At 32.2% G+C, this 24,228-nt stretch carries 18 protein-coding genes and 1 riboswitch; of the genes, 2 read left to right on the forward strand and 16 right to left on the reverse strand.

What is annotated here, in order from left to right:
- Positions 1-65: 65 nt before the first annotated feature.
- Positions 66-1,601, reverse strand: coding sequence for a glutamine-hydrolyzing GMP synthase (gene guaA / locus CLHOM_RS15755; protein WP_052222642.1), 1,536 nt, complete (start codon positions 1,599-1,601; stop codon positions 66-68).
- A gap of 101 nt (positions 1,602-1,702) precedes the next feature.
- Positions 1,703-3,157 (reverse strand): IMP dehydrogenase, encoded by a 1,455-nt coding sequence (guaB, locus tag CLHOM_RS15760; protein ID WP_052222643.1) that lies wholly within the window; start codon positions 3,155-3,157, stop codon positions 1,703-1,705.
- Between the two features lie 129 nt (positions 3,158-3,286).
- A riboswitch (purine riboswitch) is annotated at positions 3,287-3,384 on the reverse strand.
- A 202-nt stretch (positions 3,385-3,586) separates the two neighbouring features.
- Here guaB and CLHOM_RS15765 point away from each other — a divergent pair.
- Positions 3,587-5,338: a GGDEF domain-containing protein gene (locus tag CLHOM_RS15765; RefSeq protein WP_052222644.1), complete on the forward strand. Its 1,752-nt coding sequence runs from the start codon at positions 3,587-3,589 to the stop codon at positions 5,336-5,338.
- 48 nt (positions 5,339-5,386) lie between these two features.
- Here the strand turns inward: CLHOM_RS15765 and groL are convergent, their stop codons facing one another.
- The 14 genes from groL to CLHOM_RS15835 form a co-directional block, all read right to left on the reverse strand.
- Positions 5,387-7,015 carry a chaperonin GroEL gene (gene groL, locus CLHOM_RS15770; RefSeq protein WP_052222645.1) on the reverse strand — a complete coding sequence of 543 codons (1,629 nt, stop codon included), beginning with the start codon at positions 7,013-7,015 and terminating at the stop codon, positions 5,387-5,389.
- 41 nt (positions 7,016-7,056) lie between these two features.
- On the reverse strand, positions 7,057-7,341 hold the full coding sequence (gene groES, locus CLHOM_RS15775) for a co-chaperone GroES (RefSeq protein ID WP_052222646.1): 285 nt from the start codon (positions 7,339-7,341) through the stop codon (positions 7,057-7,059).
- Positions 7,342-7,659: 318 nt separating this feature from the next.
- A complete protein-coding gene (locus CLHOM_RS15780; RefSeq protein WP_052222647.1) occupies positions 7,660-9,147 on the reverse strand; it encodes a 4Fe-4S dicluster domain-containing protein in 1,488 nt (495 codons plus the stop codon).
- A 189-nt stretch (positions 9,148-9,336) separates the two neighbouring features.
- Positions 9,337-10,215 (reverse strand): DNA-3-methyladenine glycosylase family protein, encoded by an 879-nt coding sequence (locus CLHOM_RS15785; RefSeq protein WP_052222648.1) that lies wholly within the window; start codon positions 10,213-10,215, stop codon positions 9,337-9,339.
- A 136-nt stretch (positions 10,216-10,351) separates the two neighbouring features.
- Positions 10,352-11,743, reverse strand: a complete 1,392-nt coding sequence (gene gltA / locus CLHOM_RS15790) for an NADPH-dependent glutamate synthase (RefSeq protein ID WP_052222649.1) — start codon at positions 11,741-11,743, stop codon at positions 10,352-10,354.
- A complete protein-coding gene (locus CLHOM_RS15795; protein WP_052222650.1) occupies positions 11,743-12,651 on the reverse strand; it encodes a sulfide/dihydroorotate dehydrogenase-like FAD/NAD-binding protein in 909 nt (302 codons plus the stop codon). The genes gltA and CLHOM_RS15795 overlap by 1 nt, the downstream gene beginning before the upstream one ends.
- Before the next feature lie 109 nt (positions 12,652-12,760).
- Positions 12,761-13,927 (reverse strand): iron-containing alcohol dehydrogenase, encoded by a 1,167-nt coding sequence (locus CLHOM_RS15800; RefSeq protein ID WP_052222651.1) that lies wholly within the window; start codon positions 13,925-13,927, stop codon positions 12,761-12,763.
- Positions 13,928-14,171: 244 nt separating this feature from the next.
- Positions 14,172-16,070, reverse strand: a complete 1,899-nt coding sequence (locus CLHOM_RS15805; RefSeq protein WP_052222652.1) for a sigma-54-dependent Fis family transcriptional regulator — start codon at positions 16,068-16,070, stop codon at positions 14,172-14,174.
- A 134-nt stretch (positions 16,071-16,204) separates the two neighbouring features.
- Positions 16,205-17,053, reverse strand: coding sequence for a 3-hydroxybutyryl-CoA dehydrogenase (locus tag CLHOM_RS15810; protein WP_052222653.1), 849 nt, complete (start codon positions 17,051-17,053; stop codon positions 16,205-16,207).
- A 192-nt stretch (positions 17,054-17,245) separates the two neighbouring features.
- A complete protein-coding gene (locus CLHOM_RS15815) occupies positions 17,246-18,253 on the reverse strand; it encodes an electron transfer flavoprotein subunit alpha/FixB family protein (protein ID WP_052222654.1) in 1,008 nt (335 codons plus the stop codon).
- Between the two features lie 28 nt (positions 18,254-18,281).
- A complete protein-coding gene (locus CLHOM_RS15820) occupies positions 18,282-19,061 on the reverse strand; it encodes an electron transfer flavoprotein subunit beta/FixA family protein (RefSeq protein WP_052222655.1) in 780 nt (259 codons plus the stop codon).
- A 27-nt stretch (positions 19,062-19,088) separates the two neighbouring features.
- Positions 19,089-20,228: an acyl-CoA dehydrogenase gene (locus tag CLHOM_RS15825; protein WP_052222656.1), complete on the reverse strand. Its 1,140-nt coding sequence runs from the start codon at positions 20,226-20,228 to the stop codon at positions 19,089-19,091.
- A 12-nt stretch (positions 20,229-20,240) separates the two neighbouring features.
- Positions 20,241-21,026 (reverse strand): short-chain-enoyl-CoA hydratase, encoded by a 786-nt coding sequence (locus CLHOM_RS15830; RefSeq protein ID WP_052222657.1) that lies wholly within the window; start codon positions 21,024-21,026, stop codon positions 20,241-20,243.
- 205 nt (positions 21,027-21,231) lie between these two features.
- On the reverse strand, positions 21,232-21,876 hold the full coding sequence (locus CLHOM_RS15835) for a redox-sensing transcriptional repressor Rex (protein WP_052222658.1): 645 nt from the start codon (positions 21,874-21,876) through the stop codon (positions 21,232-21,234).
- Positions 21,877-22,194: 318 nt separating this feature from the next.
- On the opposite strand from CLHOM_RS15835, the gene abc-f reads away from it, so the two are divergent.
- Positions 22,195-24,108, forward strand: coding sequence for a ribosomal protection-like ABC-F family protein (abc-f, locus tag CLHOM_RS15840; protein ID WP_052222659.1), 1,914 nt, complete (start codon positions 22,195-22,197; stop codon positions 24,106-24,108).
- Positions 24,109-24,228: the final 120 nt, after the last annotated feature.

Raw genomic sequence — 24,228 nt, forward strand, 5'->3', positions numbered from 1 at the left:
TAATCAACTTTTCAGCTAAAAATTATACACTACTATAAATTCACTAATGATTTAATAAACCTTTCTTATTCCCATTCAATGGTTGCTGGCGGTTTTGATGTTATGTCGTAAACAATTCTGTTTACTCCCTTAACTTCATTAACTATCCTTCTAGATACTATGTCTAATACTTCATAAGGTATTCTTGCCCAATCTGAAGTCATTGCATCAGAAGAAGTAACTGCTCTTAAGGCTATAGTATGGCAATAAGTTCTTTCATCACCCATAACACCTACTGATCTTATATTTGGTAGGCAGGCAAAATATTGCCATATCTTTTCCTCAAGACCAGCTTTAGCTATCTCTTCTCTAAATATAGCATCTGCTTCTCTAGTAATAAATAGTTTTTCTTCAGTTATTTCTCCAAGTACTCTTATTGCAAGACCTGGTCCTGGGAATGGCTGTCTCCATACTAAATGATGTGGAATTCCTAATTCTTCACCTACAGCTCTAACTTCATCCTTAAATAGTTCCCTTAAAGGCTCAATTAAAGAAAATTCCATGTCTTCAGGAAGCCCACCTACATTATGGTGGCTCTTAATTGTAGCTGAAGTATTTGTTCCACTTTCAACTACGTCAGGATATATAGTACCTTGAACTAGAAAATCTATTTGTCCAAGCTTTTTTGCCTCTTCTTCAAATACTCTGATAAATTCTTCTCCAATTATCTTTCTCTTCTTTTCAGGGTCACTTACTCCATTAAGCTTTCCTAAAAATCTTTCTCCTGCGTTCACTCTTATAAGGTTCATATCAAATTGCTTCTTGAAAATAGCTTCAACCTGATCTCCTTCATCCTTTCTAAGAAGACCATGATCAACAAATACGCAAGTAAGTTGTTTACCAATAGCCTTATGTACTAACACTGCTGCAACTGAGGAATCTACTCCTCCTGATAGAGCACAAAGTACTTTTCTTTCTCCAACTAATTCTTTAATTGCTTTTATCTTTTCTTCAGCAAAGGATGCCATTGACCAATCTGCTTTTAGATTACATACTTTAAATAAGAAGTTTGAAAGCATTTGTTTTCCAAATAAAGTATGCTCTACTTCTGGATGAAATTGCACTCCATATATTCTTCTTTCGCTGTTTTCCATTGCAGCTACTGGACATTGTTCTGTTGTGGCAACAATTTTAAAGCCTTCTGGAACATTTGATACATAGTCTGTATGGCTCATCCAAGATTGAGCTAACTCTTCTTCAATACCGTCAAACAATAATGATTCTTTTGCAAGCTTAACTTCTGTTTTACCATACTCTCTTATATCAGGACTTTCTACATTACCACCAAGAGTAAAGGCAGTTAATTGATGTCCGTAGCATATGCCAAGTACTGGAACTCCCATTTCGAAAACTTCTTTATTAACTCTAGGAGCTCCCTCACCATAAACACTGTTTGGTCCTCCAGTGAAAATTATTCCCTTTGGATTTTTATTCTTTATTTCATCTATAGTTATAGTATATGGAACTATTTCGCAATAAACATTGTGTTCTCTAACCCTTCTTGCAATAAGCTGGTTATATTGCCCTCCAAAGTCTATTACCAAAACCAACTCTCTATTCATAAAAACATTATCCTCCCGTTTTTTAATATAATAGCTAGTAACCAGTAGTCAGTATCATTTTTGAAAACTGGTTACTGGTCACTGGCTACTGGTTGCTCTTTTTATCCTTGTACGCTGTAGTTTGGTGCTTCTTTTGTAATTGATATGTCATGTGGATGACTTTCTCTAAGTCCTGCAGAAGTTTGAACTACAAATCTAGCATTTTGGAATAAGTCTTCTAAACTAGCGGCTCCTAAATATCCCATACCAGAACGTAATCCTCCAACAAGTTGGTAAATTGTATCAGAAACCATACCTTTATAAGGCACTCTTCCTTCTACGCCTTCTGGAACAAGCTTTTTATTGTCTTCTTGGAAATATCTATCTTTACTTCCGCAAGCCATAGCTCCAAGAGAACCCATACCTCTATATACTTTATAACTTCTTCCTTGATATATTTCCATTTCTCCTGGTGCTTCTTCGCAGCCTGCAAGCATTGAACCCATCATTACAACCTTTGCGCCTGCTGCAAGTGCCTTTACTATATCTCCAGAGTACTTAATTCCTCCATCTGCAATTACTGGAACTCCGTATTTATTAGCCTCTTCTGCACAATCCATTACAGCAGTAAGTTGAGGAACTCCAACACCAGCAACAACTCTTGTAGTACAGATTGATCCTGGTCCTATTCCTACCTTAACACAATCTGCTCCTGCTTCAATAAGCTCTCTTGTAGCTTCCGGTGTTGCAACATTTCCTGCAATAATTTGAAGCTCAGGATATTTTTCTTTTATTTCCTTTACAGATGCCATTACTCCATATGAATGTCCATGTGCTGTATCTAATGTAATAACATCTACATTAGCTTTAACTAAAGCATCAACTCTATCCATCATATCTGCAGTTACTCCAACAGCAGCTCCACATAGTAATCTACCTCTTTCGTCCTTAGCTGCATTTGGGAACATTTTAACTTTTTCTATATCTTTTATAGTTATAAGACCTTTTAATTTATTATTTTCGTCTACTAAAGGAAGTTTTTCGATTTTATGTTTTTTAAGAATTTCCTTTGCTTCTTCTACTGTTGTATGTTCAGATGCAGTAATAAGATTTTCACTAGTCATAACATTTTTAATTGGTTGATTGTAGTTAGTTTCAAAGGCAATATCTCTATTTGTTATTATACCTACAAGTATTCCATTTACAGTAATAGGAATACCTGATATTCTATATTTGCTCATTAAATTTAGGGCATCTTCTATTGTATTTTCTGGTGCTAAAAAAAATGGATCTGTTATAACGCCGTTTTCCTGTCTTTTTACTCTATCCACTTCAATAGCTTGTTGTTCAATGCTCATATTCTTGTGAATTATTCCGATTCCGCCTTCTCTAGCAATTGCAATAGCCATTTTAGCTTCTGTTACAGTGTCCATTCCCGCACTCATTACTGGAAGATTTAATTTAATTTTTTTTGTTAAATTAGTTTTTAGAGTAACATCTTTAGGTAAAACTTCTGATTTATTTGGCATTAATAGCACATCATCAAAAGTATAAGCTTGTTTTAAAATAATAGCCACAAAGATCAACTTCCTTTCATTTTTTTATTTTAACACTCATATAAATTAAATAATCACATTATGTAAAATAAAATGCATCAATTTCATCAAATTTATACATTAAGTGAAATTAATGCACCTCTTTAAAAACAGTATGCAGTAACCACTCATAGTCGGAATTTTAAGGTTTCCGGTAGATACTCCTCGCCATATTCAAGGTATATATAAGTGAAAATATAAATTATATTAAAATATGTTATGTAATATTTTATTTTAGTTTTTGAAATTTGTCAATTTGTTTCTACTAAGTTTTGATAATAAACTTGCATTACTTTAAAGTGGATTTAACCAAAATTTAACCATATTTTTCTTTTTATTCACCTTTATAATGTTATATTATAAATAGTAAAACATTACCTTACTAATACAGATTAAGAGGTGTTTTAATATATGGAAATGCTAGCTGAGCTTAATAATATTTTAAAAAACGGTAATATTACTTCAGTGTTTCAACCGATAGTATCCCTAAAAGATGCTTCAGTGCTTGGATATGAAGCTTTAAGTAGAGGTCCTAAAGGTTCATCTCTTGAGTTTCCAGATAAACTGTTTAAGCTTGCTGCAATACATAATAAGTCTTGGGAACTAGAATCCTTGTGTAGAGTTAAAGCCTTAGAAAATGCTAAAAGCATACATAAAGACAAATTATTATTTATTAATGTAGATCCCCTTATATTTAAGGATGAAAAATTTAAAAAGGGCTTTACAAAGGAATTTCTTTTAAAGCACAATATTTCTCCTGAATCAATAATCTTTGAAATTACAGAAAAAACAGCTATTGAAGATTATAAGAGCTTTAGCATGGCTCTAAACAATTATACTGAGCAAGGGTATCAAATTGCTATTGATGATACAGGTTCAGGTTATTCTGGGCTGAAGACTTTGTACGAAACAAAACCTCACTATATTAAAATTGATATGGATTTAATAAGAGATATAGATAAGGATTACTTTAAACAGGCCCTAATTAAATCTTTAGTTATGTTTGCTAAATCCACTAATATGAAAGTTATTGCAGAAGGTATTGAAACAGAAGAGGAGTTATCAACTTTAATTAATTTGAATGTTCATGCAGGACAAGGATACTATATTAATAAGCCTTCAACTTCTTTTTCTTCTGCATCTGAAAATGCTATAAGCACAATACTAAAATATAATAAATTAAAAAATGATAAATATTCTTACTTTAATCACTGCATTGGTCAAATATGCAGCTTTGAACCCTCCTTCGCCCCTGAGGAAACTTGCCAAAAAATAAAAGATTTTGTAAATAAATCTCCTACAAAGGGTGCATGTATAGTTAAAAATAATAAACCTGTAGGATCAGTAATGAAATATTCACTTGATTCAGTAATGGCTTCACAGTATGGTTTTTCAGTATTTTCTAAACGACCCATTTCTCTTATAATGGATCATTCCCCTCTAGTTGTGGATTATCATACTCCTGTAAGCGAAGTTTCTAAAATTGCAATGGAAAGGGAGCACAATAAGGTTTATGACTGTGTTATAGTTGTAAAAGAATCTGAGTATTACGGCCTTGTGACTATAAAAAAACTATTAGAATTTACTACTGAAATGGAAAGAAATTATGCTAAAGAATTAAATCCACTTACTGGTCTCCCAGGTAATACAATTATAGAGAAAGTACTCAATGATGTAAGAAAGGTAAACAACCATAGCTGCATATTATACTTTGATTTGGATAACTTTAAAGCATACAATGATGTATACGGATTTGAAAAAGGCGATAAGCTGTTAAAATTTACTTCTAAACTATTGCAAAATAATTTAAAAAAGAAGTTTCCTTTCAATAGCTTTCTTGGTCATATTGGCGGTGATGACTATATAGGTATAGTAGAAAACTCCCTAGATAAATGCGAGGAACTATGTTCATATATAATAAATGAATTTGACAAAAATGTAGTTAAATTTTTTAATAGAAATGATGTTTTAAATGGCTTTATAGAGTCTACTGATAGACAAGGCAATAGGACTACCTTCAATTTAACCTCTCTTTCTATAGCAGGATTATATGGAAACTTTAATAACTTTTCAAGTAGCGAAGAAATTTCAAAATTAGCGGCTAAAATAAAAAAAGAGGCAAAGGCAATAACGGGAAGTAGCAAAGTAATAAAAAAAATATAGATAAACAACAAAGAGACCAAGCTGGTCTCTTTGTTGTTTATCTATATTTTAGTACATTCCGTCCATTCCCATTCCGCCCATTCCTGGCATTGGAGCTGGATTCTTTTCTGGTATTTCTGCAACTACACATTCTGTTGTTAAGAAAGTAGATGCAACTGATGAAGCATTTTGAAGTGCTGATCTTGTAACCTTAGTTGGGTCAACAATTCCTCTTTGAATCATATTAACATACTCTCCGCGTAATGCGTCAAATCCAATTCCTACTTCACTGTTCATTACTTTTTCAATTATTACTGATCCTTCAAGTCCTGCATTGTAAGCTATTTGTCTTACTGGTTCTTCAAGAGCTCTCTTAATAATATCTATACCAACTTTTACATCTAAATTATCTGAAGTTAATTTTGCTACTTCTTTAATAGCATTTACATATGCAGTACCACCACCTGCAACAATACCTTCTTCAACAGCTGCTTTAGTAGCTGCTAAAGCATCTTCGATTCTTAACTTTCTCTCTTTTAATTCTGTTTCAGTAGCTGCACCAACTTTAATTAAAGCAACTCCTCCAGCAAGCTTTGCTAATCTTTCTTGTAATTTTTCTCTATCGAATTCTGAAGTAGTTTCTTCTATTTGTCTCTTTATTTGGGAAACTCTATCTGCTATTTCAATTTTGTTTCCTCTTCCATTTACAATTACAGTGTTTTCTTTAGATACTTTTACACTTTCAGCTGTTCCAAGCATATCTAAAGTAACTTCTTTTAAATCTCTTCCTAATTCTTCAGCTATTACTTCTCCACCTGTTAATATAGCTAAATCTTGAAGCATTTCTTTTCTTCTATCTCCAAAGCCTGGGGCTTTTACTGCTACACAATTGAAAGTTCCTCTTAATTTATTTACTACTAAAGTAGCTAATGCTTCACCTTCAATATCTTCTGCAACTATTAATAATTTTCTTCCTTGTTGAACTATTTGTTCAAGAACTGGAAGTAATTCTTGTATGTTAGCTATTTTCTTATCAGTTAAAAGAATATATGGATTATCTAATATTGCTTCCATTTTTTCTGCGTCAGTAACCATGTATGCACTTAAGTATCCTCTGTCAAATTGCATTCCTTCAACAACTTCAAGTTCAGTTGCCATTGTCTTAGACTCTTCTACAGTAATAACCCCTTCATTTCCAACCTTTTCCATAGCATCTGCTATTAAAGTACCTACTTCTTCGTCTGAAGCTGAAATAGTTGCAACTCTTGCAATATCTTCTTTGCCGTCTACTTGTTTTGAGCCTTTTTTAATCTCTTCAACTGCAACTTCAACAGCCATTTTAATTCCTTGTCTTATAAGCATTGGATTTGCTCCAGCGGTAACATTTTTTAATCCTTCTCTTATTATTGCTTGTGCAAGTAATGTAGCTGTTGTTGTTCCGTCTCCTGCAACATCGTTTGTTTTTGTAGCAACTTCTTTAACAAGTTGAGCTCCCATATTTTCATATGGATCTTCAAGTTCGATTTCTCTTGCTATACTAACACCATCATTTGTTATTAGTGGTGCTCCGAATTTTTTATCTAAAACAACATTTCTTCCTTTTGGTCCTAATGTTACTTTAACTGTATCAGCTAATTTATCAACACCTCTTTGCATTGAACGTCTAGCTTCTTCTCCAAATAATATACTCTTAGCCATTATAAATACCTCCTATTTTTTCTAATTCAAATTGCTATTCTCTATTCTACTACAGCTAATATATCACTTTGTCTTAAAATAGTGTATTCTTCTCCGTCAATTTTTACTTCTGTTCCTGAATATTTTGAAAACAATACTTTGTCGCCAACTTTTACTTCCATTTTAACTTCTTTTCCTTCAACTAGACCGCCAGGTCCAACAGCAACAACTTCTGCTTCCTGAGGTTTTTCCTTTGCACTTCCTGGTAATACTATTCCGCTTTTTGTAGTTTCTTCAGCCTCTAATCTTTTAATTACTACTCTGTCTCCAAGTGGCTTTATTCTCATAAAAAAACCCTCCTTATGTAATATTATATTTTATTAATTAAATTATTTTTTATTCTGTTAGCACTCATTAACTTTGAGTGCTAATACAATTATAATAATAATTTATAGTAAAATCAATATCAAATACCATCATTTAACTTAAATCATCATTTAATACAATTAGTGTACATTGTAAGTAAATATCATTTAATTTCACATTCTTTCTTTTATTTACTTTATATTTTAATCATATTTATTTTAAACTATACCAATAAATAAAGCTGCTAAAATAAACTTATTTTAAACAGCTTTATTTATATCTATATAAATAATTTATTCTTATTTATTTAATTCTACACCTTCAAATTCCTTAATTCTTTCATTTGATATTACTTGCTGTATTTTGGATTCCTTGCTAAATTTGTTCAACAGTATCTTAGTTTTCTTTTGGTCACATACCGCTGCAGCTCCTCCAATACAGCCTCCTTCACACATCATTCCCTCAAAAAAGTTTCCAGGGAGTCTTCCATTTTTAGCTAATAGCATAAACTTTCTTAAGTTACTATGCCCACTAATTTTTACTGGATTAAATCGAATATTAATATCTTTACTTTTAATATAGCTTTCAACTGCAGCACTAACACCGCCACCTTCAGCAAAGCCTCTTCCTAGAGCTGAAGCATCATTGATTTCATTATCTTCAAGTTGTTCTACCTGAATATTGTATGCTCCAAATATAGCTTCAATCTCTTCAAAGGTTAAAACATAATCTACTGCATCCTTTAAATTATCTCTTCTAATTTCACTCTTTTTAGCTGTACATGGGCCAATAAATACAACCGTTGCATCTTTTTCCTTCTTTTTAATTAGTCTTCCTGCAGCTATCATAGGTGATACTGTATTTGATATTCTGTCTACTTGATCTGGAAACTTCTTTTCAATGTAAGAAACAAACCCAGGACAACAGGAAGTGGTCATAAATTTATCTCCCTTTTCCATTCTTTCAACAAATTCCATAGCTTCATGTGCAGTTACTGCATCTGCACCACAAGCAGCTTCAATTACTTCAGTAAATCCTAACTCCTTTAACCCCCCTACAATTTGTCCAACGGTTACTTCCCGTCCAAATTGCCCTACTATAGCTGGAGCAATTACTGCATAAACTTTTTCTTTATTTTCTAGCTTATTAATTACTGGAACCATGTAGCTCCTATCAGAAATAGCCCCAAAAGGACAAGCCGTCATACATGCACCGCAATCAATACATTCATCCTTATTAATAATTGCCCTTCTATCATTCGGATCTATAGCAAGTCCATTAGTTGGACATGCTACTTTACAAGGTCTCATAACTTCTGAAACAGCATTATATGGACATGCGCTTTTACACATACCACATTCTTTACAAACATCTTGATTTATATAAGCTCTTCCATTGACTTTATAGATTGCATTAAAATTACATGCTTCCATACAGCTATGTTGCAGACATCCTCTACAAGCTTCTGTAATAGTGTACTTGTTTATTGGGCACCTATCGCAAGCAGCTTCAATTATATACATTATTTGGTCTTGATCCTTCGCCTTTACTAATGGACTTGGCTTATCTCCATTCGGGATATATCCTGCAGCTAGTTTTGCTCTTTCCTTAATAATAGCTCTTTCATGGTAAACACAGCATCTATACTTAGGCTTTTCACCTTTTATTATACTATATGGTATATTCTCAATCTCTTCTTGTGTTAATTTATCTTCCTTTGCTAGTATTGCAACTTCTTTTAATACTTCATATTTTAATTTCTTTAATTCTGTTTCAAAAGCAGCCATTGTGCTTTCCTCCTCCTATAACACATATTTATGTGTAATGAAATTATTCACATTAATTATAACAGAGTGTATGTAAAAATAGAAGATTTTTTTATAACAGCACCTAATTTTTTTGAAACAGATTGAGAGCATTTTTTAGAATGCTCTCATTTTATCATAAAAAATAGTAATCTATCTTAGTTTTCATATTTATATTTTTATATTGTTTTCCCTTGCATAATAGAATAAGTACTGTTGTGCGAAACCTGATAGCTCACCAAATTTGTTTATGGCAAAATCTCTTATTTTATTTAAGGATACATCAGGTGCTAAATAGAAATATTGCATAGCTCTTTTTACCCATACATCTACCGGAAATGCCGAATATTTTTCCATAGAAAAAAGCATAATACAATCCGCAACCTTTGGTCCTACACCATTTAGCTTTTGTAGGTTCACATAGCATTGATTATCATTACTGGATTTTAGTTTTTCAATAAACGTAGGATCTTTAGATAGTATATCAATGGTACTTTTTATATACTTTCCTCTAAATCCTGTTCTACATTTTTCAAGTTCTTCTATAGTACAGTTTAATAGTTTATCTATGGTTGGAAATGCATAAAATATTCTTCCCTTATATTCAATAGGCTTTCCCCAGGTTTCAGATATATTACTTATTACTTTTTTTATCATAGGTATTCTATTGTTAGCAGAAATTATAAAAGATATTATTATTTCAAATGGATCTTGCTTAAGCAATCTTATTCCTTCTCCAAATTTTATTGATTCTTTAAGTATAGGGTCTTTGCTTAATATTTCTTTTATTGTTGAATAATCTCTATAAAGATCGAAGTATTCTCCCCATATATTTTTAAAGTCCTCTTCAGTAGCATTATATATAATTACGTCATTACCTGTTTTTTCAATTTCGATTACCTTTTCGAATGCAACTCCAATATAGTTCCCATTATCTTGTTTTTCCCATCTAAAACACTGTCCACAATCAAATATATGACTAAGCTCAAAATTTCTAACATCTTTTAATATTATCCCATCTTCTATACTTTCTAGATAATTAAAATCCATTTTACTCTCCTTTTATTTTACAAAATAAAAATTTAGGTACTAGTTGCTAGGTACTAGGTTCTAGTGAAAGATATTTTCCTAGTACCTAGCAACCCAGTACCTAGTACCTAAAGAAAGTTGCCTAGCAGCTTTCTTATTATTTTTCTTTATTTGATAAGAATTCATCAATTGCTTTTGCAGCTTTTTTACCTGCTTCCATAGCAAGAATTACTGTTGCAGCCCCAGTTACAGCGTCTCCACCTGCAAATACGGCTCCCTTAGAAGTTTTACCTGTTTCTTCTTCTGTTATAATACATCCATGTTTATTAACATTTAATCCTTTTGTGGTACTTGATATTAATGGGTTAGGTGAAGTACCTAATGACATTATTACAGTATCTACATCTATTATAAACTCTGAATCCTTTATCACTCTAGGACTTCTTCTTCCTGAAGCATCTGGCTCTCCTAGTTCCATTCTTACGCATTTCATTCCTTTAACCCATCCATTTTCATCTACTAATATTTCTACTGGATTAGTTAACAAATCAAATATAATTCCTTCTTCCTTAGCGTGGTGTACTTCTTCAACCCTTGCTGGAAGTTCTTCTTCTGATCTTCTATATACTATATGAGTTTCTGCTCCAAGTCTTAAAGCCGTTCTAGCAGCATCCATAGCAACATTACCTCCACCTACTACTGCTACCTTACTTCCAACCTTAACTGGAGTTGCATACTCTATTTTGTGAGCTTTCATTAAGTTTACTCTTGTTAAAAACTCATTTGCTGAAGATACTCCGTTAGCATTTTCTCCTGGAATACCCATGAATTTAGGAAGTCCAGCACCTGAACCAATGAATACTGCTTCAAAGCCTTCTTCCTCCATCAATTTATCAATATTTGCAGTTCTTCCTACAATAACATTTGTTTCAATTTTAACTCCCAATTTTTTAATATTTTCAATTTCTGTTTTAACTACTGTATCTTTTGGAAGTCTAAATTCTGGTATACCATAAACTAAAACTCCACCTGGTTCATGTAGTGCTTCAAATATTGTAACATCGTAACCCTTTTTAGCTAAATCTCCTGCACAAGTAAGTCCAGATGGACCACTTCCTATTACAGCAACTTTTTTATTCTTCTTAGGTTCTGTGTCGGAAAGATTAATATTGTTTTCTCTTGACCAATCCCCTACAAACCTTTCTAATTTTCCAATAGAAACAGGTTCGCCTTTTATGCCTAATATACATTTACCTTCACATTGGGTTTCTTGAGGACATACTCTTCCGCAAACAGCTGGTAAAGAACTATATTTTGCAATAGTTTTTGCAGCCTCTTCAAATTCTTCTTCTTTAATGTGTTTAATAAATTCTGGTATATTTATTGAAACCGGACACCCTTTAACACAAAGAGGATTTTTGCAGTTAAGACATCTCTTTGATTCTTCCACAGCGTCCTCTACTGTATAACCTAAGCAAACTTCATCAAAATTTGTACTTCTTACTTTTGGATCTTGTTCTCTTACTGGCACTCTCTTCATCTTATCCATTATTTATTACCTCCACAGCATCCACAGCCTCCACCATTTTTATGATGATGTGGTTCTAAATTACTTTCTTCTTGTCTAATCAGTTCTCTTCCTTCTTCACTTTTAAACATTGATTGTCTTCTTATAGCCTCATCAAACTTTACTAAATGGCCATCAAATTCAGGACCGTCTACACATGCAAATTTAGTCTCTTCACCAATTGTTACTCTACATGCCCCACACATTCCAGTTCCATCTACCATAAGCGGATTCATGCTTACTATTGTTTTAATTCCATAAGGCTTAGTAGTTAATGCAACAAACTTCATCATAATAATAGGTCCAATTGCTACAACAACATCATATTTCTTTCCTTCTTTTTCTACTAGTTCTTTAAATTTTTCTGTTACTAATCCTTTAAATCCATAAGAGCCATCATCTGTAGTTACATAAACATTATCTGCAACAGCTCTCATTTTATCTTCAAGTATTAATAGCTCTCTAGTTCTAGTTCCCATTATTACATCTGCTTCAATTCCATTTTCATGTAACCATTTTACTTGTGGATATACAGGGGCAGCACCTACTCCACCTGAGATAAACAATATTTTTTTGTTCTTAAGTTCTTCAAGATTTTCATGTACAAACTCAGATGGTCTACCTAGTGGTCCAACAAAATCTTGGAAAGCTTCTCCTTCTTCATAATTTGCCATTTCATGAGTTGAACGTCCAACTGTTTGAAAAACTATTGTAACTGTTCCTTTCTCCTGATCATAGTCGCAAATTGTAAGAGGGACTCTTTCGCCCCTTTCATCTGATTTAACTATTACAAATTGGCCTGGTTGTGCCGATTTTGCTACCCTTGGTGCCTCTATGTCCATTAAATAAATATTGGGCACAAGCAGCTCTTTTTTTACAATTTTAAACATAATTCCACCCCATATCCTTTTTTTATTTTAAGCGTATCTAAACTTCTTCTTTTATTATAAGTAATAAAAAGCTCTCAGTAAAGAGAGCCTTTAATAATCTTATGAATAATTAAAAATCTACTCTATCACCATAGAATGCACAATTATATAATCTTTCCATCAATTCATCATCTACTGATCTTGGATTAGCTCCTGTACATGCATCTTTTACTGCATTGCATGCCATAAATTTTACTTTTTCTTTAAATTCATTTTCATCTACTCCCCATTCTTTTACAGTAGCAGGTATATTTAATTTAACATTTAAATCTTTAATCATTTCTATCAATGAATCAACTAATTCCTTGTCATTCTGACCTTCTAATCCAAGAGCTTTTGCTATAGCAGCATATCTATCTTCACTTGCTTTTCTATTGTATTGAATTACATAAGGAAGAAATATTGCATTTGCACAACCATGAGGAATATGGAATACTGCACCTATTTTATGAGCCATACTGTGAGTAATTCCAAGTAATGCATTAGAGAAAGCCATTCCAGCAAGACATTGTGCTATATGCATATGGTTTCTAGCTTCTTTTTCTCCTTCAAAAGATTTTTGCAAGCTTTCTTTTATCATAACTATAGCCTGAATTGCAAGTGGATCTGAAAAATAAGATCTTGCACAAGCAACATATGCTTCTACAGCATGAGTTAATGCATCCATTCCAGTGTGAGCAACAAGCTTAGGAGGCATAGTTTGTGCAAGTTCAGGATCTACTATAGCTATATCCGGTGTCAAATTAAAATCAGCTAGTGGATATTTTATCTGAGCTTTATAGTCAGTTATTACTGAAAAAGCTGTTACTTCCGTAGCTGTACCACTTGTAGATGGAATTGCAATGAACTTTGCCTTTTGCCTTAACTCAGGAATTCCAAAAGGTATTATAGCTTTTTCAAATGTGAAATCTGGATATTCGTAAAATATCCACATTGCTTTTGCTGCATCTATTGGAGAACCCCCACCTATTCCAATTATCCAATCTGGCTGGAATTCTCTCATAATAGCTGCACCATTCATTACAGTTTCAACAGATGGATCTGGTTCAACTCCTTCTATTAACCTTGTTTCTATTCCAGCTTCCTTTAGATATGTCTCAACCTTGTCTAAGAAACCAAAGGTTTTCATTGATCCTCCACCAAGCACTATTACAGCTTTTTTCCCTTTAATCGTTTTCAAAACATCTAATGACCCTTCACCAAAATATATATCTCTTGGTAATGTAAATCTTGACATAATATTTACCTCCTAATAATAAATTTATTTTTGTTATTTTATTAACAATATTATTAGCAAGGTTCATGCCAATTTTCCTATTTAATTTATACCTTGTTTTTACTTAGATCTATAGTTATTAGCTTTTATAATGGTTAAAGTGTCATATTTCAGGACATTTTGTATGTTTTTTTGTGTTCTATTTTAGTACTTCGTCCTATATCATGACACTGTTTTTATATTCAGAAAATTATGATAGTTAATTTTATGTCAATATATTATAATTTTTTATCTTACAATACAGGGTATTCCTTCCTATTCCGAGATTTTTTGCCACCTTAGTCATATTTCCGTTGCATCTTTCAATAGTCTCTTTTATAAGTTTGATCTCCATATCTTTAATTGTCATACCTTCTTCAAATTTGTTTATACTACTGCTAGAAGAAGGATTTATATTGACATTTTCTTTTAAATCGAATGTTGTCTTTCCCTCTAAACTAACTATATTTTCTATAAAATTTTCTAGTTCCCTTATATTTCCTGGCCAATTATATTCCCTAATTTCTTCAATTAATTTTTTATCTATTCTCGGTATAGGTTTATTAAGCTTACTTGCTTTTATTCTAAGATAATGCCTTATTAATACCTCTAAGTCTCCTTTTCTTTCCCTAAGTGAAGGTAGTCTTATTGGTATTACCGTTAATCTATAGAATAAATCTTCTCTAAAGGTTCCTTTCTTTACCTCTTCCTTTAAATCTTTATTTGTTGCTGCTATAATTCTTACATCTATTGGTATAACTTTATTTCCTCCAACCTTTACTATATACCCCTCTTGTAATACCCTTAGAAGTTTTACTTGCATATCCAGCGGCATTTCTCCAATCTCATCTAAAAATAGCGTTCCACCATTGGCAAGTTGAAACTTACCAATGTTTCCTCCACTTTTAGCACCAGTAAAAGCACCTTCTTCATAGCCAAATAGCTCACTCTCTATTAAGCTTTTTGGAATTGCTCCACAATTAATAGCTACAAAACTTTGCCTCTTTCTAATCCCATAATTATGTATGGCTTGTGCTAGAAGTTCTTTTCCTGTACCACTTTCTCCTTGAATCAACACAGTGGAAGGGGTCGATGCAATTGTCTTTGCAAAGTCTAATACTTTAAGCAATTCAGGACTTTTTCCAATTATATCATCAAAAGTATATGTAGCTATCATTCCTCCATATTTATTTACTATTTTATACACATTATGCATTTCCCTAAAAACTATAAGCATCCCCAAAACTTCATTTCCATTTTTAATCGGAGTTGCATTCACTAAAAATCTATCATTTTTATCTCTATTATTAAAGCTGCATTCTCTATCAATAAAAGTTTTCCCTTCCTGCAATTCCTTAATTATTTGTTTCCATGTAGGTAATACCAAATCAATAGATTTACTTAGTATTCCCTCTTTATCTACATTTAGCATTATACATGCATTTTTATTTATGCTTTTTATTTCTCCATGAAAATTTACAGCGCATATCCCATATGACATTGAATCTACTATTGCATTCATATATTCATAGGCTTCTTCTAGTTTTTCATTTATAAAGTCAGCTTTTAGTTGATTTTCTATAGACTTTACTGATGCTACTGCAAGCCCTAGAGTATGGGGATGAACTTTGTCTTTCTTTCCTGTTAAGTTTATACTCCCTATTATTTCATCATTGATGTTATGTATCGGGGCAGCTGAACAGGTCCATTTATGGTATGCATTTATAAAATGCTCTTTTGCGGAAACTTGTATTGGCATATCTTCTTTTATTGCTATTGCCATGGCATTAGTACCTATACTTTTTTCATCCATATATGCTCCTACAACCATATCCATTTTTTCTGCTTCAAGTAATATGTCTTTATCACCTACCGTATTTAAAATACACCCCTCTTCGTCTGTTAAAACTATAAAAAATCCTGAATCTTGTAGTATTTCCTGTAATGTATCCATAACCGGTGTAGCTACTTTAATTATGGATTCTTTGCTTTTTATGTTGTAATCACGTTCTCTCCCTTTTAATATTTTTTTAGACACTAATCTTTCTTTTTCTATTCCATAATTAATAGATCTTAAATGTGATTTTTCTATAACTTCAGAACGTTGATCCTTTTTATAATCCATATAAGATTCTCCTCTTTCAATATCCTTTACTCTATATTATATAATTTTTTTTAAATTATATAGAGCAAAAAATAAAAAAATACAGCTGGTAACTACAGGTACCAGCTGTATTCTTATTATATATGTTCAAATAATTATTTTGCGTAATTGTGGAATCCTTGGCCTGACTTTCTTCCTAACCAGCCAGCTCTAACGTATTTTCTAAGTAATGTATGAGCTCTGTATTTAGAATCTCCAGTTTCTTTATATAGTACGTCCATTATAGCAAGACATACGTCAAGACCTATAAGATCTCCTAAAGCTAAAGGTCCCATTGGATGATTAGCTCCAAGCATCATAGCTTTGTCTATATCTACAGCTGAAGCTACTCCTTCTGCTAATATTCCAACAGCTTCGTTTATCATTGGGATTAATATTTTATTTACAACAAATCCTGGTGCTTCTGCAACTTCTACTGGATCCTTTCCTATAGCTAATGACATTTCTTTTACAGCATCATAAGTTTCTTGTGATGTTGCCATTCCTCTTATGATTTCAACTAGTTTCATAACAGGAGCTGGGTTGAAGAAGTGCATTCCTATAACTTTATCAGGTCTCTTTGTTGCTGATGCAACTTCTGTTATTGATAAAGAAGATGTATTTGAAGCAAGAATTGTTTCAGGTTTGCATATTTTATCTAATTCAGCAAATATTTGTTTTTTGATTTCCATGTTTTCTACTGCTGCTTCAACTATTAAATCACAATCAGCAGCCGCATTTAGGTCAACTGTTCCTGATAGTTTAGAAAGTATTTCTTCTTTCTTAGCTTCTTCCATCTTACCTTTTTCAACTAATTTTGAAAGGTTTTTATTAATTCCATTAAGTCCCTTTTGTACAAATTCGTCTTTGATGTCTCTTACTAATACTTCATAGCCTTTTACAGCAAAAGCTTGAGCAATACCTGCTCCCATTGTTCCAGCACCAAGTACACATACTTTTTTCATATTAATATACCTCCCCAAATTTTACTTTAACCTTATTATAAAATTAAAGTTAATAAATTTAAAATAAAATATTTATGTTAATGCTCACCCTTTTAAGGGCAAGCATTAACATAATATACTTTTCATTAACTATATTAGCACATTATGCAATATTTATAAAGTCAAATATTAGCATAATATACTTTTTATTAATTATTTATAGCTTTTAATTTGAGCTACCATTTCTGGAACAACTTTGCTGAAGTCTCCAACTAATCCTAAGTCAGCTACTTTCATTATTGATGCATCAGCATCTTTGTTGATAGCGATTATGTAATCACTGTCTTGCATTCCAGCTAAATGTTGAATAGCTCCAGAAATTCCTACAGCAATGTATAGTTTTGGTCTTACAGTCTTTCCTGTTTGACCTACTTGTAATGCATGGTCTATCCAGCCATTTTCTACTGCTGCTCTTGATCCTGCTACTGTTCCGCCTAATACATCAGCAAGTTCTTGTAGTATTGCAAAGTTTTCTTTGCTTCCTACTCCTCTTCCTCCAGATACTAATATTTCAGCTTCTCCGATATCAGCAACTTCTTTAGCTATTTTAACAACTTCTAATACCTTTACTCTTAAGTCATCTGCTCCAAGAGTTACTGCAACTTTTTCAATTTTAGCTGCATCTACTTTAGCTTCATCTTTAGCTAATTTATCAAAAACTCCTGGTCTTACTGTAGCCATTTGTGGTCTGTTTTCAGTACACATGATTGTAGCCATTAAGTTTCCACCAAATGCTGGTCTTGTCATCATTAAGTGGTTTGTTCCTTCTTCTACATCTAATCCTGTACAATCAGCAGTTAATCCTGTAGATAATCTTCCTGCTACTCTTGGTCCTAAATCTCTTCCTAGGAATGATGCTCCGATTAACATTACTTCTGGTTTCTTTTCATTTACTAAATCACAAATTACTTTTGTGTAAGCATCTGTTGTGAAGTGTGCTAATTTTTCATCTTCTGCATATATTACTTTATCTGCACCAAAAGCTAATAATTCTTTTGCTAAGTCATCTACTTTATTTCCTAATAATATAGCTACTAATTCTGTTCCTAATTTGTTAGCTATTTCTCTACCTTTTCCTACTAATTCTAATGCTACTTTTTGTAGCTCTCCATCTCTTTGTTCGGCAAAAACCCAAACGCCCTTGAAATCTGCTATATTCATTGTTTATACCTCCACTTCTACTTATATACTAAATATAGTGCTTTTCTTTTAATTTTGCTGCTGCAAATGCTGCTGCTTCTTTAGCTGACATGTTAACTACTTCGCCTTTACCTTTGTTTTCTTTTGGCCATGATCTCTTAACTTTTGTTGGAGATCCTTTTAAGCCTAGTAAAGCTTTATCAACATCTATATCGTCAGCACTCCATACTTTAACTTCTTTCTTGAAGATTTCAAATATGTTTCTAGCGTTCATATATCTTGGATTGTTTAATTCTTTAATTGCTGTAAGTACGCATGGCATTTTGATTTCTACTACTTCGTATCCATCTTCTAATGCTTTAGTTACTTTTAATGCATCTCCAGCTACTTCTACTTTTTGTACATAAGTTACTTGTGGAAGACTTAAGTGTTCAGCAATTTCTGGTCCAACTTGAGCTGTATCTCCGTCGATCGCTTGTCTTCCTGCTAATACTAGATCATAATCTAATTTCTTTAATGCTCCTGCTAATGCATGAGATGTTGCTAATGTATCTGCTCCAGCGAATGCTCTGTCAGTTACTAATATAGCGTCATCTGCTCCCATTGCCATTGCTTCTCTTAATGCAGCTTCTGCTTGTGGAGGTCCCATTGTTACTATTGTTACATGAGCTCCGTTTTCATCTTTTAATCTTAATGCTTCTTCTAAAGCGTGTTTATCTTCTGGGTTTATTATTGATGGAACTCCTTCTCTTATAAGTGTTCCTGTTACTGGATCTATTTTAACTTGGTTTGTATCTGGAACTTGTTTTAAGCAAACAACTATTTTCATCGTTTTATTCCCTCCTTGATTAATCTATTATCTGAATAATGCTCCTGAGATAACCATCTTTTGAACTTGAGATGTTCCTTCGTAGATTTCTGTTATCTTAGCATCTCTCATTAATCTTTCTACTGGATAATCTTTAGTATATCCGTATCCACCAAACATTTGAACTGCTTTAGTTGTAACATCCATTGCTGTTTCAGCAGCAAATAATTTAGCTGTAGCAGCTTCTACACTATATGGTAAACCAGCTTGTTTATTAGAAGCAGCTTTATATACTAAATATCTTGCAGCTTCAATTCTAGCTTTACATTCAGCAGCCATCCAAGCCATTCCTTGGAATTTGTATAATTCTTTTCCGAATTGTTTTCTTTCTTTCATATATTTTATAGCTTCTTCTAAAGCACCTTCTGCTAATCCTAATGCTTGTGCAGCAATACCAATTCTTCCTGCATCAAGAGTCTTCATTGCGATTCCAAATCCTTTTCCTTCTTTTCCAAGCATGTTTTCAGCTGGAACTACGCAGTCTTCAAATACTAATTCAGTAGTAGATGATGCTCTTATTCCTAATTTATCTTCAACTTTTCCTATTGAGAATCCTGGGAAAGATTTTTCTACTATAAATGCAGATATTCCTTTAACACCTTTGCTCTTGTCTGTCATAGCCATAACTATGAAAGTTTCAGCATATCCACCATTTGTTATGAATATTTTTTGTCCGTTAAGGATGTAGTTATCTCCATCTTTAACTGCTACAGTTTGTTGTCCAGCAGCATCTGTTCCTGCATTTGGTTCAGTTAAACCGAAAGCACCAACTTTTCTTCCGCTTGCTAAGTCTGGAAGGTATTTTTTCTTTTGTTCTTCTGTTCCAAATTGATCTATTACAGCAGCACAAAGTGAAACGTGAGCAGAAAGAATAACACTGTGAGTACCACATACTTTAGCTAGTTCTTCAACTGCTAATATGTATGAAAGATAGTCTGAACCAGCTCCTTCATATTCTGTTGAGAAAGGCAATCCCATTATTCCATATTTAGCCATTTTCTTTACGTTTTCTATTGGGAATTCCTCAGTTTGATCTATTTCTCCAGCTATTGGTCTAACTTCATTTTCAGCGAATTCTCTAACCATCTGTTTTACAAATTCTTGTTCTCTAGTAAATTCAAAATTCATTAATTTAACCTCCTATCTGTTTTTGAAACCTTCTAATTTTCTTTTTTCTACAAATGCTGTCATTGCATCTGTTTGGTCTTCAGTGGAGAAGCACTCTCCAAACACCTCAGCTTCTATCATTATTGCTGTATCCATGTCAACTTGCATACCCCTATTTATAGCTTGTTTACTTAGTTTTACAGCAACTGGAGCTTTACTTGCTATTTCCCCTGCAAGTTTTTTAGCTTCATCTAATAATGCTTCTGGTGCTACAACACTATTTACAAGACCTATTTGTAAAGCTTTTTGAGCATCTATTAATCTTGTTGAATAGATTATCTCTTTAGCCATTCCCATACCTACTAGTCTTGCAAGTCTTTGAGTTCCACCAAAGCCCGGAGTAATTCCTAGTCCTACTTCTGGTTGTCCGAATTTAGCTTTTTCTGATGCAATTCTTATGTCACAAGCCATAGAAAGTTCGCAGCCTCCGCCTAATGCAAAGCCATTTATAGCTGCTATAACAGGTATCTCTAATGTTTCTAATTTTCTGAACACTTTATTCCCAAGTATAGCAAAATTTCTACCTTGTAATACATTCATTTCTTTCATTTCAGATATATCTGCACCAGCTACAAAAGCCTTTTCTCCAGCCCCTGTCAAAACTACAGCAAATATATCATTGCTATTTGCAATTTCGTCAATAACTATGTCTAGTTCTTTTAGGGTTTCTGAATTTAGTGCATTCAAAGCTTTAGGTCTGTTGATTGTAACTAACGCTACATTTCCTTCCTTTTGAAGCAGAACATTTTTTAATTCCATAATAATTATCCTCCCCACAACTTGACTTAATTATTCTACCATTTTTATTGTTAATATCGTAACAATAATAGGTAAAATTCTTATAATTTTTTACCTCTACCCAAAATAAAACCTACATTTTCATTATATATCGTAAATAAATATATTTCAACAAAAATTAATGCTTTTAACACTTTTCTTAGTAAACGTTAACATTCTTTTACCTTTAATCTGTGTTATTTTTTTGGCAATTTAATAAATAAGTTAAAGTAAGTAAACTTTCACTTAAATGTACATTCTCAATAATAACTTTTCCACCAGTTTCAAGGTCTATTGGTGCAAAATTCCATATTCCTTCGACTCCATTAGCCACCAAAATATCACAAACACTTTGAGCGTTAGATTTAGGAACACATATAACTCCTAAGTCAACTTTGTTATTTTTAAGATAATCGTCTAATTCATCAATATCTTTTATTTTTACATCTCTAATTTTAATACCAACCAATTTAGGGTTCACATCAAATATTGCTGACAGTTTAAAACCTAATCTGTCGAATTTAGTGTAATTTGCTACAGCCTGACCTATATTGCCGGCTCCGATTATAACAATGTTATATTCATGATCTAAGCCTAAAATAGAATTAATTTTTCCTAGTAAGTCTTTAACATTGTATCCATAGCCTTGCTGTCCAAAATCTCCAAAATTATTTAAATCTTGCCTTATTTGTGAAGCAGTAAAGCCAATTTTTTCACTTAACTCTTTTGAAGATATTCTATCAATATCATGTCTCATTAACTCGTATAGATACCTTTGATACTTAGGTAATCTCCTTATAACGGCCATAGATATTTCTTTTTTCTTTTCCATCACCTTTTACCCCTTTTCAAGAAAATATGCCTAAAATACAAATAACAATACAAAATGCTATTTATTATTTTAAAATACTTAATTAGTTATTTAATTTATTATTTTACTATATTTATTTTATTTATACAAGAACAGCATTTTTAATATTGTCAAGTTACTATTCTGTCGTTTATTACTTTATTTATATCTATTCTAAGTAAATAGCATATTATTATGCATTTTTTATCTAATAAAAATCATTTACCAATCTATTTCATTTTAAATTATCTACAAAAATTTACGATTACATAGTACAATGTTATAGGGTAGGTGAAACAGATGATAGTTTTAAGTTGCAAAAATATAAGCAAAGCTTATGGTATTGAAGTAATTTTAAGAAGTGTATCAATCAGCATAGAAGAAGGTGAGCGAGTAGGTTTAGTTGGACCAAATGGTGCAGGTAAATCAACTTTATTGAAGATAATTACAAAGCAATTGGATCCAGATGATGGAGAAATATTTATTGATAAGAATAAAAAAATTGGATATCTTGCCCAACATCTTTCCCTTGAAAGTAGTAGTTCTATTTATGAAGAGGTACTGTCAGTCTTTCAAGATTTATTAGACTTAGAGACAAAATTAAGAGAATTAGAAATAGAAATGAATAGACCTTATGATCCTTCTAATTCAGAATATCATGATAAAATAATTAAAGAATATGCAGTATTATCTGAAGTATTTGTTAATCGTGGAGGATATACCTTTAAAGCAAATATTAGTAGGGTTTTGCAAGGTCTAGGTTTTATAGAAAAAGATTATGAAAAACCTATTAACATCTTAAGTGGTGGACAGAAAACCAGAATAGCACTTTGTAAGCTTCTTCTCTCTAATCCTGATATATTATTGTTAGATGAACCTACAAACCACCTAGATTTAGAGACAATTGAATGGTTAGAAGAATACCTTAAATCATATAAAGGTTCAATTATCGTTGTATCTCATGATAGATTTTTTCTAGATTCTATAACTACCAAAACCTTTGATTTAAATAACGGTATTGTAGATACATACAACGGCAATTATTCTGATTATGTTGAATTAAAGAAAAAAGCTTATGAAGAAAAATTAAAAGCATATACGCTTCAGCAACAAGAAATCAAACGACAAGAAGAAATAATAGAAAGATATCGCTCATTTAATAGAGAAAAAAGCATCAGAGCCGCTGAAAGCAGACAAAAGGCTTTAGATAAAATTGAGAGAATCGACGCTCCTATTAAGGATAAGAAGATTACAAAAATGCAATTTCAAACTCCCATAAAGAGCGGAAATGATGTACTCCATATTGAAGGTTTATCAAAAGGTTTTTCCGATAAGACTTTGTTTAACAATCTAGACCTAGATATTAAACGTGGTGAAAGAGTTGCTTTAATTGGAGAAAATGGTCGGGGTAAAACTACCCTTTTTAAAATTCTGATGGGTAAGGTTTCACCTGATAAAGGAGTTTGTGCCTTAGGTAAAAATGCATATATTGGGTATTATGATCAAGAACAATCTAACTTGGATAATGATAAAACAGTATTAGATGAAATTTGGGATGATTTCCCTAACCTTACTGCCACAGAACTCAGAAACTCTCTTGCAATCTTTTTGTTTACTGGAGATGAGGTATTTAAAAAAATTTCTTCCCTAAGTGGTGGAGAAAAATGCAAAATAAATCTTTTAAAGCTTATGTTATCTAAATCTAATTTTCTTCTTTTAGATGAACCTACAAATCACTTAGATATAATGTCCCGTGAAGCATTAGAAGATGCTATTCTTGGATATGATGGAACTATAATTACTATTTCACATGATAGATACTTCTTAAATAAAATAGCTGAAAAGATTTATGAATTAAATGAAAATGGCGTAAAAACTTATTTAGGAAACTATAATTATTATGTAGAGAAGAAAAATAATCCTTTAAGATTCGAAGAACTTCTAGAAAACGAAGGTAAAACTAAAACTCAGATTCAATATGAAAAAAAGAAAAAACGTGAGGAAGAAAAAATTCAAAAGCAAAAGCAATTACAAGTTAAAAACCTCGAAGAAGAGATATCGAATATAGAAAAGCAAGTAGATGAATTAACTAATCTTCTTTGTCTTGAGGAAGTTTATTCAAATCCTAAAAAAAGCGAGGAAATCAATAAACAAATTAACGATTATCAATCTAAATTAGAAGAGCTTTACTCTTCATGGGAAGAAATCATTTAAAAAGCACCGATATTATTATCGGTGCTTTTTGATGGAATTTATATTTTAAATGGGGTTGGATTTGGCAACTTGATAATTGAAAATGTTTACATAAATAATTATACTACATTAATTATATAA

The sequence above is a fragment of the Clostridium homopropionicum DSM 5847 genome (assembly GCF_001263795.1).
Taxonomy (GTDB): Bacteria; Bacillota; Clostridia; order Clostridiales; family Clostridiaceae; genus Clostridium_H; species Clostridium_H homopropionicum.